Raw genomic sequence first — 14212 nt, 5'->3', positions numbered from 1 at the left:
ACGATCGTGAAACTGTCCGAGAAGCTCGCTGCCCTCGAGGAAGAGGAGGGCAAGGACGCCGCCCCCACGGCATCCGAAGCCACCGACGAAGCACCGGAGGCCCGACGCTCCAAGCCGGCGCGCGCCCGAGGTGGCGCCGCGTCGCCGTGGGACGAGACCAAGAAGCAGGTCCGCCGGCTGGTGCTGGACGAGATCGCCGACAAGATCAAGGAACTCGACGCGCAACAGCGTGAGGAAGAGCTCCGCACGGCGCTCGACAAGATCCTCCAGCGCGAGGACATCCAGGTCACCCCGCTGGAGCGCCGACGCTTCGTCGCCGAGATGGTCGCCGACACGCTCGGCTACGGGCCGCTCGACCCGCTCCTGGCCGACGCCGCCGTCACCGAGGTGATGTGCAACGCCTACGACGACATCTGGGTGGAGAAGGACGGTCGGCTGCAGCGCACCGACACGAAGTTCATCGACGACGCCCAGTACCGCCAGGTGATCGAGAAGATCGTCAGTTCGGTCGGTCGTCGTGTCGACGAGGCCTCCCCCATGGTCGATGCTCGCCTGCCGGACGGCTCCCGCGTCAACGCCATCATCCCGCCGCTGGCGATCAACGGATCCGTCCTCACCATCCGAAAGTTCTCCAAGGACCCCTTCACGGCGAAGGACCTCATCAACTTCGGCACGTGGACGCTCGACCTGGTCACGGTCATGGAGGCCGCGGTCAAGGGCAAGCTCAACATCCTCGTGTCGGGTGGTACCGGCACCGGCAAGACGACGAACCTCAACGTGCTGTCGGGGTTCATCCCCGACGGTGAACGGATCATCACGATCGAGGACTCGGCCGAGCTCCAGCTCCAGCAGCCCCACGTGATCACGTTGGAGACCCGTCCGGCCAGCGCCGAGGGTTCCGGCCAGGTCGCCATCCGCGACCTCGTGAAGAACAGCCTGCGTATGCGGCCCGACCGCATCATCGTCGGTGAGTGTCGTGCTGCCGAGGCGCTCGACATGTTGCAGGCCATGAACACCGGCCACGAGGGCTCGATGACCACCGTGCACGCCAACACGGCCCGAGATGCGATCAGTCGTCTCGAGACCATGGTGCTGATGGCCGGCTTCGATCTCCCCGTCCGGGCCATCCGCGAGCAGATCGCGTCGGCGCTCCACCTCATCCTCCAGGTGACCCGGCTTCCCGATGGCCGCCGTGTGATCACCTCGCTGACCGAGGTCCAGGGCATGGAGGGCGACGTCATCCTGCTCCAGGACATCTTCAGCTTCGAGAACACCCCGGGCGCCGACAGCGCCACGTCGGGTGAACTCGGAGCCACCGGCTTGCGTCCCCGGTTCATCGACAAGATCGCCGAGCACGGCATCGAGGTCCCGGCGGCAGCGTTCAAGTCCTCGAAACGGACCACGAGTTCGAAGGCCCCGGCCCGCCGGCGCTCGACGAAGGTCCCGACCCCTGGCGAGATCGCCGACAAGGAACGTGTCCGGTGACCGGCGTCTCCTGGCTCGCGGTCTTCATGGTCGGTGGCGGGTTCGCCCTCCTCTCGGTCGGCGTCCTGTCTCGCGTGTACGAGCGCGAGGAAGAACTGGCCAAGATCCTCGACCTCCCCTGGGGTGAGCAGGACGTCGACATCGCCGACGTCGCCGAGCGCCACAGCCAGCTGGTCGAGAACACCATCGGTGTCGCCGGCAAGGTCATCGACTCGATCGACGCCAAGGGCTCGCTGCTCACCAAACTCGAGAAGGCTCGCGTCCCGATCCGACCGGGCGAGTTCGTCGTCCTCGTCGGTGCCGTCGGTGTCATCGGCGGTGCAGTCGTCGCTGCAGCGACCTCGAGCATCGGTTTCGGCTTCGTCGCCCTCCTCGTCACCCCCTTCGTGGGCGCCGCGTACCTCAACCGACGCATCAGCCAGCGACGAAAGAAGTTCGAGGAGACCTTCCCAGAAGCGTTGACCCTCATCGCATCGTCGCTCTCGGCCGGGCACACGTTCCTCCGAGCCATCCAGATGATGAACGAGGAAGCCGAGGGTCCCCTGGCCGAGGAGTTCGGCCGGGTCGTGGCCGAGACCCAGTTGGGCGACCCGCTCGTCGACGCCCTCGAACGCCTCTCGGAGCGTGTCGACGTCCGTGACGTCGACTGGGTGGTCCAGGCCATCAAGATCCAGCAGGAGGTCGGCGGCAAGCTGGCCGACCTGCTCCACACCCTCGCCGACTTCATCCGGGCGAGGGAAGAGGTCCGTCGTGAGATCGACGTACTCACCGCCGAAGGCCGCGTGTCTGCATTCGTCCTCGGCGGACTCCCTGCCTTCCTCCTGATCGCCATCCAGGTCATGAACCCCGGCTACATGGAGCCCATGTTCCGGGGTTGGGGCTGGATCTGGCTCGGTGGCGCTGCGGTCATCTGCACGGCGTCGATCGGCATCATCCTGCGGATGGTCAACTCGGTGGAGGTCTGACCGTGGTCATCATCATCGGACTGCTGTTCCTGGCGGCCGGGGTCGGTTTCGTGATCCTCGGGCTGCGAGAGCGTGCAGAGGAGCACCCGGAGGACGATCCCGGCGAGTACCTCAAGAGCCTCGACTGGTCCGACGAGGAGGCCGACGAGTTCCAACAGCTCCTCTCCGAGCCGTTCCTCACCCGAGTCCTGCGCCCGATCGCGAGCCGTCTTGTCGGCACCGCGTCCGAGGTCCTCCCCGGCAACTATCGCGACCGCATCCACCAGCAGTTGATCTACGCCGGGCTGACCAGCCAGTACCGGGCCGAGGAGATCATCACCGGCCAGGTCCTGCTCGCCGTGGTCGGCTTCGTGCTCGGGTTGTTCCTCTTCATCAGCGGCGTCGTCAGTTCGAACGTCGGCGTCGTGCTCCTGATCGGCCTGCCGATCGCAGGCGCCCAGGTGCCCAAGTCGTTCGTCGAGCGCAAGGTGGAGGAGCGACAGGGAGCGATCCGACGAGACCTCCCCGACACCCTCGACCTCCTGGCCATCTCGGTCGAGGCCGGCGTCGGGTTCGAAGGTGCGCTCGAGGTCGTCAGCGACAACTTCGACTCCCCGCTGGCCAACGAATTCTCCCGTACGCTGCGGGAGATGGAGCTCGGCCTGCCCCGGCGGCAGGCGCTCGAGAACCTGCGACGACGTACCGAGGTCCAAGACCTATCGAACTTCATCCTGACGCTCACCCAGGCGGACGCCCTCGGCATGCCGATCGGGCGGGTCCTGAAGACCCAGGCGACGGAGATGCGCCTCAAGCGGCGCGCCTGGGCCCGGGAGAAGGCGGCCAAGCTGCCCGTCAAGATCCTCTTCCCGCTGATGCCGATCCTCCTCGCGACGTTCATCGTGGTGCTCGGCCCCGCAGCGGCGTCGATCGGCGGGGCCTTCTAGGCGACCAGTTCGGCGGGGAACCGACCCGCTCGGACAACTTCCGTCAGCCGATCCTCATCATCCGATGGGGCACCACGATCGTCGGCGTGGTGCTGGCCACGCCCGACATCGCGTCGCGCGAGTTCTCGATGGCCGGATGGGTGGCCGTCCTGGTCACCTACACGGTCTTCCGCACCATCCGTCCGATCTCGCCCGAGGCGACGCTGGGCCGGTTGGTGGGCCTCACTGCTGAGGCGGCGCTGGTCGCAACCGCCGTCGCTGCGACCGGATACTTCCGCTCCCCTCTCGCGTTCTCGTCGCTCACCGCGATCGCCGTGGCCGGCTTCGCTGCCGGCTTCGCCAACGCACTCCGTCTGGCCGTTGCGTCGGCCATGGCCATCGGTCTCCCGATGCTCGTCTCCAGCACGCAGTTGGACGATGACCGACAACTCGTCGTCCAATGGTCGGTCGAGTTGCTCCTCGTCGGCGTGGTCGCCGGCTACGCGAGGCGGATCAGCGGCGACGCCGACGTGCGCCACTCCGAGGCCCTCGACCGGATGGACCGCCTGGCCGACGCCAACGACCTGCTCATCAGCCTCCACGAGGTCGCGCAGGATCTCCCTTCGTCGCTCGATCTCGACGAAGTGCTGGACTCGACCGTCGCTCGCCTCCGCGAGCTCCTCGACCTCGACTCCGCCGCCATCCTCCTCCGGGAGGACAGCGATCAGTCCTGGTCGGTCGCCCGCCGCTTCGGAGGACGGGCGCTGACCACCTCGACGCTGAGCGAGTCCGAGCTGCCGGCACCCGCGCGACGGGCCAGTGAGAGCACGACGGTCGTCTCCGAGACCAACCTGATCGCCGGAGCGGGGCCCGGCCTCGCCATGCGCGCCGGTTCCGGCATGTACGTCGCACTCCGTGCACGCGGGTCGGTCGTCGGCGTGGCGCTCGTCGAACACCCCGAGCCGTTCCACTTCTCCCAGCGCGATGCCGATCTGCTCGACGGTTTCGCCGAACCCGCGGCGCTCGCCATCGACAATGCCCGGTGGTTCGCCCGACTCCGCACGGTGGGCGCCGATGAGGAGCGGACGCGGATCGCGCGCGACCTCCACGACCGCATCGGCCAGTCGCTCGCCTACCTCGCGTTCGAACTCGACCGGATCGTCCGCAACGACTCCCGTGGTCAGCGGGTCACCGACGACCTCGTCGGCATCCGCAGCGACGTCCGCGGCGTGGTCCGAGAGGTCCGCGACACGCTCTACGACCTGCGCACCGACGTCTCGGACGAACGCACGGTCGGCGATGCCCTCCAGGAGTTCGGGTCCCGGGTCGAGGAACGCTCGGGGATGACCTTCACCCTGCGCGTCGACGAGAGCGCTCGGATGCCCCGCCCCCAGGAGCGCGAGCTGTGGCGGATCGCCCAGGAGGCGATCGTGAACGCCGAGCGTCACAGCGGAGGCACCCGGATCGACGTGTTCTGGTTCTCGAACGGGTTCGAGGCCGTCGCAGAGGTCCGCGACGACGGCGAGGGCATGCCCATCGGGCGTGTCGGCCGACTCAACAGCTACGGCATGTTGGGGATGCGCGAGCGCGCGACGGCGATCGGCGCCAACCTGTCGGTCGACTCGGTGCCGAACCGCGGCGTCACGATGCGTGTCGCCGTCCGTAAGGACCGCTGATGGCTCCGGAACGGCCGGGTACGCTCGCCCTGCTGGGTACCGCAACCCACCTCCTGGAGAACGATGACGGTCCGACTACTGCTCGCTGATGACCACCGCATGTTGCGGGAGACGCTCAAGCGCTCGATGCTCGACGAGGGATTCGACGTGGTCGCTGAAGCGTCCGACGGACAGGAGGCGGTGGAGCTCGCAGCGACGCACCGGCCCGATGTCGTCCTCATGGACGTCACCATGCCCGACATGGACGGCGTGGAGGCCACACGGCGCATCTGCGAGGCTGACGAGGACGTCCGCGTCATCATGCTGACGATGCATGCCGACAAGGACGTGATCGCTGCCGCGATCCGTGCCGGCGCTGTCGGCTACCTCGTCAAGGACTGCTCCTTCGAGGAGGTGGCGGCAACGGTCCGGGAGGCGATGTCGCTCGACACCGACGTGTCCCCGCTGCTGGCGGAACGCATGCTCTCCGAGGCCCGCGACCTGGCGTCGGACGAGGACTCGGTCGTGTCGAAGCGTGAGATCGAGGTGCTCCAGCTCATCGCTGACGGCTGCAGTACGCCCGAGGTGGCCGAGCAGCTCTTCATCTCGCAGAAGACGGTCAAGAACCACCTGGCGTCGATCTACGCCAAGCTCGACGCCAGAGACCGCACCCAGGCGGTCCTCCTGGCGGTGCGTATGGGCATCGTCCGCCTCTACTGACGCTTCCGCACGCATCGTGCTGCTCGTGGTGTCCCGAACATCCCATTTGTTCCCAGCGAAGTGGCAGTACCAGGGACAATGGGCAGAACGACCTATGTAGACGGCACGCAACGTGGGCGATACTTCTTTCGACAGGAAGCACAGCACCCCGGGAAGACTCCCGGGGCCCACAACCCAGGGAGCATCCCCATGCAGCAGTTCGACATTCTCAAGACGTGGATCCAGGCCCGGATCAAGAGTGACCGAGGCGCCTCGCTCGTCGAGTACGCCCTCCTCGTCGCCCTCATCGCCGTGGTCTGCATCGTTGCGATCTCCTTCCTCGGCGAGAAGGCCTCGGAAGAGTTCAGCTCCGTCGGCAGCTCGCTCTAAGCGACTCCGAAGGAAGCTCCGGGCTCCGGCTCGGAAGAACGTGTCAGAGGGCGAGCGCACAGCGCTCGCCCTCTTTCATGTTCCCCACCATCACCACCCTGTCCCGAACACAAGGAGCCCGACCATGACCAGAATCCTCACCACACTCCGGATCCAGATCACCAGCCGCCATGCAGACCGAGGCGACCGTGGCGCCAGCCTGGTCGAGTACGGGCTCCTCGTGGCCCTGATCGCCATCGTGTGTCTGACCGCGGTGTTCTTCCTCGGCAACGAGACCTCGGAAGAGTTCCAGAGCATCGGCAGCTCGATCGACAGCGCCACCTGATCGGGCGCCGGACGACCGGCGCCGTCAGCTCAGCAACGCCTCGCAGGCCGGTCCTCGGCGGCAGGCGACGATCGAGTCGGTGTCGGCGAACACGACCCGCCACCCGTCGTCCTCCGCCACCAGCGACGTGAGGACGCTCGATCGACTCCACACGAGCACGCCAATGTCCTGCTCGTCGAGGACCGCACTCCAGCGCGGCTCCCCCTTGGCGAGAGCACGGGAGTCGAGGAAGAAGTCCACGGGGAACATGTCGGCCCGGTCGTCGACGAACACACGTCCCGTGGGTCCGTCGAGCGCCTCGAACAGATTCCCGACGTAGTCGGGGGATGCCAGGTTGCCCGCTCGGTGCTCCGGGTCGGCGGCCGACACCCATGCCACCGCTCGCTCCGGATACGGCTCGAGCGTCGTCACCGGTTCGCTCATCGAGGAGACGACGACCAGCGCCACGAGGGCGCCCGACACGGTGGTCAGCGCCCAGCCGATCCGCGGACGGCTGCGTGACGTGAGGGTCCCGACCTCGGGTGCACAGGCAGCGAGCACGGGGACCAGGATCATGATGGCCATGACCATGTTCCGCTGCGCGACCAGACCCGCGGCAATGAAGACGATGGCCGGCAGTGCGAGGCGCCACCGGCCGGTCCGTGTCAGACCGGCGATCACCGCGATGACCAGCAGCAGGAACGCCCGCTGCGGGATCGACGTGAACGCGGGGGCCTTCCACTCGACGATGTCGCCGAGCGTCTCGGACTGCGTCACGGCCTTCAACGGGAACAACAGGACACGAGGGCCCAGCGGGCCGATGACGGCCAGCAAGGTACCGACGACCGTCGCCTTGAGCACTCCGAGCTCGGCGTCCAAGCGGAACCGGGAAGCACCCTCGTCCGTGACCACGTCGCCCCGCTGGTCGAGCGCAGTGCCGGCAAGGACTGTGACGATCAGCCCGAGTGCGAGCAGGAACGACCCGTGGGTGTTGGCCCAGACCCACATCAGCGGCACCAGCAGCCATGGTCGGACTGCGCCGTCGAGCGCCAGCCAGACCACGGCGAGACCGATGACCCCGATCATGTACGGCCGTTCGCTCCAGACGTCGCCCACGACGAGCAGTGCGCCGGCGACGATGAGGATGCGCATCACGATCGACTCGGCCGGGCGCGACAGGCGCCACAGGAGCGCGCCGGCGAAGCCGAAGACCACGAAGACCAGGATCCGCAGGCCTGCACCGCCACCGAGTTGCTCGGCTCCGGCATAGGCCACCGAGGCCAACCACGACTGGACCGTCCAGTCCACGCCCTGGGCGGTGAACGTGTACGGATCGCTCGACGGCACCGAGCCGGACTCGAGGATGATCCGCCCCGTCGCCAGGTGGGTCAGGAAGCTGTTGTCCTTGAGGGGGAACGAGGCGAGGACCGAACAGAAGGCGACGACCAGCGCGCCGATGGCGACACCCAGTGATCCGTAGCCGCCCGTCGCCGCCTCGGTCGGGGCGGGCGGCGCATCGACGTCCACTAGAAGGCGTCGAGGATGTCGAAGACCGCCGGACCGAGCACGACCACGAAGAGCGCCGGGAAGATGCAGAACACCATCGGGATCAGCATCTTCACCGGGGCCTTCTGGGCCTGCTCCTGCGCCAACTGCCGACGCTTGATGCGCATCTCGTCGGCCTGGGTGCGCAGCACCTTGGCGATCGAGACGCCGAAGGTGTCGGCCTGCAGCATGGCGAGGATGAACGACCGCACCTCCTGCACGTCGACTCGTGCCTCCATGGCCCGCATCGCCTCGGAACGACTCGAACCGGCCCGCACCTCGCCGAGCATCCGAGCGAACTCGTCGGTCAGCGGGCCCGGCACGTTGTCGACCACCCGGTCCAGCGCCTGCTCGAAACCCAGACCGGCCTCGACGCTGATCACCAGCAGGTCGAGGACCTCGGGCAGCGCGATGCGCATGGCGTGGACACGCGTCTCGACCTGACGATCGAGCACGAGGTCGGGGCCCATCGCGAGCAGCACGGCGGAGACACCGGCGACCAACAGCCCCATGAGGCCACCCATGTCGAGGACGACGAACACCACGAACACGGCGACCGGGGCAAGGACGACGCCGACGATCTTCAGGACCACGAAGCGATCGAGCGCCGACGCGTCGGACTGCCCGGACCGCTGCAGCTTCTTGCGGACGTTGTCGAGGTAGCCGACGGGCGTCACCTGGCGGCCGAGGTCGCCGAGACGGCGGAACGCCGGAACGATGGTCCGCTGGCCGAACGACTCGAGCAACTCCTTGTCGCGTGTGTCCTGGATCTCGTAGCCGCCGACGCGTCGCAGCGACGTCCGGATGCCGGCACGTTCGTCCAACTGCATGCCGATGGCGAGCGCCACGAGCGCGACCGCCAGGACGATACCGAGGACTCCGAGTGTCAGAACCACAGCTGCCTCCTAGACCTCGATGTCGATGATCTTGTACATCCACCCGAACCCGATGACCATCAACAGGCCGGCGCCACCGAGCATGACCAGCCCCAGCGTGCGGTCGAAGAGCGAGCTCATGTAATCGGGGTTGAGCGTGTAGATCATGATCCCGAGGGCGATCGGGAGGAGGCCGAGCACCATGGCCGAGACCCGACCCTCGGCCGTCAGCGACTTGATGTCGCGCCGCAACCGGTCACGCTCGCGCATGGTGTCGGCCACGGTGTCGAGCAGTTCGGCCAGGTTGCCACCGACCTCGCGCTGGATGGTGATGGCCATGACCGCCCACTCGAAGTCACGCGAGTTCATGCGCAACGAGACGTTGTGCAACGCATCCTCGAGCGGCATGCCGAGGCGAGCCTCGGTGACCACCCGCTGCAACTCCCGCTTGGTCGGCTCGATCACCTCCTGCGCTGCGGCCTCGACGCCCTGCATCAGCGAGTAACCGGACCGAAGCGTGCTCGCGATCAACGCGAGGAGGTCGGGCAGCTGCTCCTGGAACTGCGCTCGCCGCCGGTTGGCGAGGAACATCACCAACGCCGGAGGGATGAGTGCAGCGATGATCAGCACGAGGAAGCCCGCAGCGAACGCACCGGCGAGCGCGCCACCGAGGATCGCGATCAACACCACGGCGACCAGGTAGAAGAAGATCGCCTCTGCTGCTCGAAGCGGGAGGTTCGCACGTTCGAGCATGTCCTCGACGCGTCGCAGCACGCCGCGTCGCTCGGCGAACTGGCCGGTGAGCGCGACCGCTCGCTGCAGGATCGCGGACGTCGCGAGCCGATCATCGTCATCCTCCGGGGCGACGAACCCGTCGGAGTACGGCTGCAGGACCCGGTCGAGCGAGCGACGGTCGCCGATCAGCGACATGCCGAGCGCGAAGACCGCACCACCGACAGCGATGAGGATCAAGACGACGGCCAGCCACAGGAAGACGCCGGACTGGAGTGCATCGATCCCCCCGTTGCGAGGGACGGCGACCGGTTCGATCCGTGCCGGCGAGCTCAGTGATGTCCCCGGGGTGAACGAGGCCTCGTCGCTGGTGGCGCCGATCGTGAAGGTCACCGTCGCCGGGCCCTCCTCGGTGGCCGCGGAGACGAAGGTCGTCCGGAACTGGCGCCGCAGCCGACCCTGGACGTCCTCGTAGAACCCGGCCAGCTCCGACGGATCGGCCGACGACAGCACGGCGCCTCCCGTTCGGGCGGTGAGCCGCTCGAGCGGGCCGAGGTCGAGGTCGCCGTTGTCGACGCCGAGGGCGTAGAGCAGGGCGTTCGACTCCCCCAAGAGGTTGGCCGCAGCGTCCTCGCTGGTCGACGAGTCCTTGTCCCGACCGTCGGTGAGCAGGACGATGTTGGGGACGAGATCAGTACCGTCGAACAGGTTGACCGAGTCACGGACCGCGTCGTAGAGCGCCGTGCCGTCGCTGATCCCGAGCCGGTCGACCGCCTCGAGGAGCTTGTCCTCGTCGTCGGTGAACGCCGCGAACGTGTCGACCTCGGTGCCGAACCCGACGATCGCGAGTTGATCGGTCGGCTCCTTGGCCTCGATGAAACCCCGCGCGGCAGCGATCGCCTGCTGGAAGGCGTTGTTCTCCTCCATCGACCCGCTGGTGTCGATGGCGAGGACGATCCCGAACTCGCGGTCGTCGTCGAGGCGCACCGGCAGGGACGACTCGACGACCTCGCCGTTCTCACGGACCACCAGATCCGGGACCTGCGCTCGGTCACCGGTCCAGAGGAATTCGGCCTCGACGGCGTCGGTGTCGCTGCCGTCGATCGATCGGATGACAAGCGCGTCGTCGGTCTCTTGTGCACCGACCGGGGCGATCACGCTCACGGCCAAGACCACCGCGAGCATCGCGGTCAGCCATCGACGGAACGATCGGAGTCGGTGCACTGCGGTCACTTCCCCTTGACGGCCCGCCGGGCGAACGCTTCGGGCTGGAAGACCTCGGGGCCGAGCTTGATGCCGTGGTCGGCCAACTTCTCGGCGAACTTCGGGCGAACGCCGGTGGCCTTGAGGTGGCCGCGGAACTTGCCGTGTTCGTCGACGCCCATGCCGTAGTCGAACAGGAAGATGTCCTGGAGCGTGATCACGTCGCCCTCCATGCCCTGCACCTCGGTCACGTGCGTGACGCGACGGGTGCCGTCGCGTAGGCGCATGAGGTGGACCACGACGTCGATGGCCGAGGCCATCTGCTCACGAATCGCCCGCACCGGCAGGTCGTAGCCCGCCATCAGGGTCATGGTCTCGATACGAGCGAGCGTGTCGCGTGGGCTGTTGGAGTGCACGGTCGTGATCGAGCCGTCATGGCCCGTGTTCATGGCCTGCAACATGTCGAGCGCCTCGCCGCCACGACACTCACCGACCACCACTCGGTCGGGTCGCATGCGGAGGCTGTTGCGCACCAGGTCGCGGATGGTGATGCTGCCCTTGCCCTCGATGTTCGGCGGTCGGGTCTCCATCGCCAGCACGTGTTCCTGGTGCAGCTGGAGCTCCTTGGCATCCTCGATCGTGACGATCCGCTCGTCGGTCGGGATGAAGCTCGACAACACGTTGAGGGTCGTCGTCTTGCCGGTGCCGGTACCGCCGGAGACGATCACGTTGAGCCGGCCGACGATGCAGGCCTGGAGGAAGCGGGCCGAGGCCGCGTTGAGCGTGCCGAAGCGGATCAGGTCGTCGACCTGGAACGGATCGGTCGAGAACTTCCGGATGGTGAGGAACGGTCCACCGATCGAGAGCGGGGGGATCACCGCGTTGACACGCGAACCGTCGGGGAGGCGGGCATCGACCATGGGGGTCGCTTCGTCGATGCGACGTCCGATCTGGCCCACGATCTTGTCGATGATGCGCCGCAGGTGCGTCTCGTCGACGAAGGTCGCGTCGGACTTGGTGATGCGTCCGTCCTGCTCCACGAACACCGATTCCGGTCCGTTGACCATGACCTCGGTGATGCTCTCGTCCTTGAGCAGGCGATCGATCGGTCCGTAGCCGAGGATGTCGTCGGAGACGTCCTGGATGAGCTGCGACTTGTCGGCCGCAGAGAGCGGGGCACGCTCCTGGGCCAGCGCTGCCTGGAGCTGCTCCTGCACCCGTCGCCGGAGGTCGTCCTCGGACAGGCGCTTGTCGTAGAGGATCGGGCCGAGCTCTTCGATCAGGTGGTGATGGATCTTCTGACGGAGCTCGTCGAGGACAGGATCACGCCGTGCCGCGACGGCGGTGTCACCGTCGCCACCCTCGTGGATTCGCTTGTACAGACTCATTGTCGTTCCCCTTCGCGGCCCGCGGTCCAGGCCTCGTCGATCATCGTGCCTGCTCCTCGAGGAGCATCGTCACCAGCGCTTCGATGGCCTTCGCCGGCCCCGAGCGAGGCGCGTCGATCACGATCGGTTCACCCTTGTTGACCGACTGTGGGACGGAGACATCGCTCGGGATCCGGCTCTGGGCCTGCACCTGCAGGGTTCTTTCGACCTCTGCGACGTCGAGCTTGACCTTGGAGTTCGCGCGATTGAGCACCAGGCGGACCTTCTGCATCGGCGTGTTGAGCAGCCGCAGCGTCTGGAGCCCGATCCGGACGTTCTTGATGCTCGGGATGTCGAGCCCGGCGACGAGGAGCACATCGTCGGATTCCTCGATCAACGCCAGCACCACGTCGTTGAAGTGCGCCGGCGTGTCGACGACCACGTAGGCGGCCATCGAACGGAGCAGATGGATGATCTCGATCAGTTGTTTGGCCTCGACCTGGTCGGCGAAGGCCGGCTCGAGTGGGGCCGACAGCACCAGGAGTCCCGACTCCTCGTGCTCCACCAGGAGGCTCCGCAGCAGGCTCGCGTCGAGCTTGTCGATCGCACCGACGGCGTCGACCACCGTGCGGTGTGGAGCGAGCTTCAACATGACGCTCACGTCGCCGAACTGCAGATCGGCGTCGACGAGGACGACCGGTCGATCGGTCTGCCTGGCCAGTGACACGGCGACGTTGGTCGCGATCACCGACTTGCCCGCGCCGCCCTTGGTGGAGAAGACGGTGATCATGCGACCGCGCTCCTCGTCCTCCGCACGGGGGTGTGACGAAGACGGGAGGTTGATGCCGGGGAGCGTCGTCGAGACCCGGGCGATCGTGTCGACCAACTCGTCTCGATCGACCGGGGCGGTCAGGACGTCCTTGAAGCCGGCACGGAGCGCGGACTGCAACAGTTCGGTGGACAACGACTCGGAGATCAACACGCCGCCGACGGCCGGGCGGGTCGACAGGATCGGTGCAGCCGTCGCCACCCCCTCGGCGTCGGCCAGCGACGGTCCGAAGATCACGACGGTCGGACCGTTGAGATGCTGTTCGAGCTGGTCGATCCGGTCGAGTTCGATGGCGCCGTCGACGTGGGACGCCAGCGCCTTGCGGGCGATCGCGTCGGGGTCGACGATGACGGTGGGCCGCTCGCTCACGGAGTGGACTGACCGTCGGGGCCGTACGGCGTGAGCTGGTCTGGGTTCTCGGCCGGCAGGCTCGGCGACGGAGCGATGGGCCCGACGGGAACCGGGGTGTAGTCCTTGGCCACGAGCGTCAGGTACAGCTGACCGGTCGAGGCTGACGCGATCCACTGCGCGGCGTCGACCGGTACTGCCAGGGTCAACAGGCCGGTGCTCTGCACGACGGGCGATCCGTCGGGGTTGGTGCTGACCGTCTCGCCGGGCTGGAGTTCACGCTGCTGGCCGATCGCCAGGATCTGGACCTTCTGGTAGAGGTACCGGGCATCGGGAGCGATGGTGCCGTTCCCGGTGTCGACCGGGTTGCCCTCGGCGTCGACGCCGTCCTCCTCGCCTCCGAGATTCGATGCACCGTCGGTGAGCAACACGTTGACGAAGTCACCGGGCACGAGCAGGCCGGCCACGCCGCGGACCTGGTCGACCGAGATGGTGATGGCCACCTGATTCTGTTGCAGCAGCGTGGAGAACGTCGACAACTGCGACGACTGGCTCGCGAACTGCTGGGTCACCACGACCTGGTTCGCGGCGAGGTCGGAGATCGCGACCTGACCGGCGATGTCGGCTGGGTCGTTGATGGCGGTGCCGGGCCGGAACTCGGCTGCGATCTCGCTCTTCTCGATCCACCCGTTGGCGAACGCGTCCTCGGCGAAGGTCCCCTTCGGCACGTTCGTGACGACCTTGTAGACCTCGACTCGCCGAGCCTCTTCGTTGACGTCGTCCTCGACGCCTTGGACGTAGTTGTAGACGAGTCCGCCGGCAACGATGCCCAGCAGGACCGCTACCGCAAGGATGACCCAACGTCGAGAACTCACAGGAGTCCGCCTCTCTCACTCTCGAATGGTGGCGAGAT

Annotated in this window: 13 protein-coding genes; 7 read left to right on the top strand and 6 right to left on the bottom strand. The window is 67.2% G+C overall.

What is annotated here, in order from left to right; genetic code table 11:
* The first annotated feature begins 6 nt into the window (after positions 1-6).
* The 7 genes from AB8619_RS07020 (at position 7) to AB8619_RS06990 (ending at position 6421) form a co-directional block, all read left to right on the top strand.
* The gene (locus AB8619_RS07020; RefSeq protein WP_436795749.1) at positions 7-1485 is read left to right on the top strand and encodes a CpaF family protein; all 1479 of its coding nucleotides are present in this window, start codon (positions 7-9) and stop codon (positions 1483-1485) included.
* Entirely contained in the window at positions 1482-2450 is a 969-nt protein-coding gene (locus tag AB8619_RS07015) for a type II secretion system F family protein (protein ID WP_436795748.1), read from the top strand. Before AB8619_RS07020 ends, AB8619_RS07015 begins: the two co-directional genes overlap by 4 nt.
* 2 nt (positions 2451-2452) lie before the next feature.
* The gene (locus AB8619_RS07010; RefSeq protein ID WP_436795747.1) at positions 2453-3373 is read left to right on the top strand and encodes a type II secretion system F family protein; all 921 of its coding nucleotides are present in this window, start codon (positions 2453-2455) and stop codon (positions 3371-3373) included.
* An 86-nt stretch (positions 3374-3459) separates the two neighbouring features.
* The gene (locus AB8619_RS07005) at positions 3460-5028 is read left to right on the top strand and encodes a sensor histidine kinase (RefSeq protein ID WP_436795746.1); all 1569 of its coding nucleotides are present in this window, start codon (positions 3460-3462) and stop codon (positions 5026-5028) included.
* Between the two features lie 63 nt (positions 5029-5091).
* On the top strand, positions 5092-5727 hold the full coding sequence (locus AB8619_RS07000) for a response regulator transcription factor (protein ID WP_436795745.1): 636 nt from the start codon (positions 5092-5094) through the stop codon (positions 5725-5727).
* Positions 5728-5916: 189 nt separating this feature from the next.
* Positions 5917-6096, top strand: coding sequence for a Flp family type IVb pilin (locus AB8619_RS06995; protein WP_436795744.1), 180 nt, complete (start codon positions 5917-5919; stop codon positions 6094-6096).
* 124 nt (positions 6097-6220) lie between these two features.
* The gene (locus tag AB8619_RS06990) at positions 6221-6421 is read left to right on the top strand and encodes a Flp family type IVb pilin (protein ID WP_436795743.1); all 201 of its coding nucleotides are present in this window, start codon (positions 6221-6223) and stop codon (positions 6419-6421) included.
* Positions 6422-6445: 24 nt separating this feature from the next.
* Here the strand turns inward: AB8619_RS06990 and AB8619_RS06985 are convergent, their stop codons facing one another.
* From AB8619_RS06985 to cpaB, 6 genes are read right to left on the bottom strand one after another with little or no spacing between them, the layout of a single operon-like run.
* Positions 6446-7927, bottom strand: a complete 1482-nt coding sequence (locus AB8619_RS06985; RefSeq protein ID WP_436795742.1) for a hypothetical protein — start codon at positions 7925-7927, stop codon at positions 6446-6448.
* Positions 7927-8841 (bottom strand): type II secretion system F family protein, encoded by a 915-nt coding sequence (locus AB8619_RS06980; protein ID WP_436795741.1) that lies wholly within the window; start codon positions 8839-8841, stop codon positions 7927-7929. Before AB8619_RS06980 ends, AB8619_RS06985 begins: the two co-directional genes overlap by 1 nt.
* A gap of 9 nt (positions 8842-8850) precedes the next feature.
* Entirely contained in the window at positions 8851-10776 is a 1926-nt protein-coding gene (locus AB8619_RS06975; RefSeq protein ID WP_436795740.1) for a type II secretion system F family protein, read from the bottom strand.
* A 5-nt stretch (positions 10777-10781) separates the two neighbouring features.
* Positions 10782-12143: a CpaF family protein gene (locus tag AB8619_RS06970; protein ID WP_436795739.1), complete on the bottom strand. Its 1362-nt coding sequence runs from the start codon at positions 12141-12143 to the stop codon at positions 10782-10784.
* Between the two features lie 40 nt (positions 12144-12183).
* The gene (locus AB8619_RS06965) at positions 12184-13320 is read right to left on the bottom strand and encodes an AAA family ATPase (RefSeq protein ID WP_436795738.1); all 1137 of its coding nucleotides are present in this window, start codon (positions 13318-13320) and stop codon (positions 12184-12186) included.
* Positions 13317-14174, bottom strand: a complete 858-nt coding sequence (cpaB, locus tag AB8619_RS06960) for a Flp pilus assembly protein CpaB (RefSeq protein WP_436795737.1) — start codon at positions 14172-14174, stop codon at positions 13317-13319. Before cpaB ends, AB8619_RS06965 begins: the two co-directional genes overlap by 4 nt.
* Positions 14175-14212: the final 38 nt, after the last annotated feature.

The organism is Actinospongiicola halichondriae, from assembly GCF_049103745.1.
In the GTDB taxonomy this organism is placed as follows: Bacteria; Actinomycetota; Acidimicrobiia; order Acidimicrobiales; family Salinilacustritrichaceae; genus Salinilacustrithrix; species Salinilacustrithrix halichondriae.
This window is presented reverse-complemented; position numbering and strand designations above follow the sequence as displayed.

Excerpts from the sequence above, each read along its gene's own strand:
- AB8619_RS07000 (WP_436795745.1), top strand. The coding sequence starts at position 5,092 with ATGACGGTCCGACTACTGCTCGCTGATGACCACCGCATGTTGCGGGAG.
- AB8619_RS06995 (WP_436795744.1), top strand. The coding sequence starts at position 5,917 with ATGCAGCAGTTCGACATTCTCAAGACGTGGATCCAGGCCCGGATCAAG.
- AB8619_RS06990 (WP_436795743.1), top strand. The coding sequence starts at position 6,221 with ATGACCAGAATCCTCACCACACTCCGGATCCAGATCACCAGCCGCCAT.
- AB8619_RS06970 (WP_436795739.1), bottom strand. The coding sequence starts at position 12,143 with ATGAGTCTGTACAAGCGAATCCACGAGGGTGGCGACGGTGACACCGCC.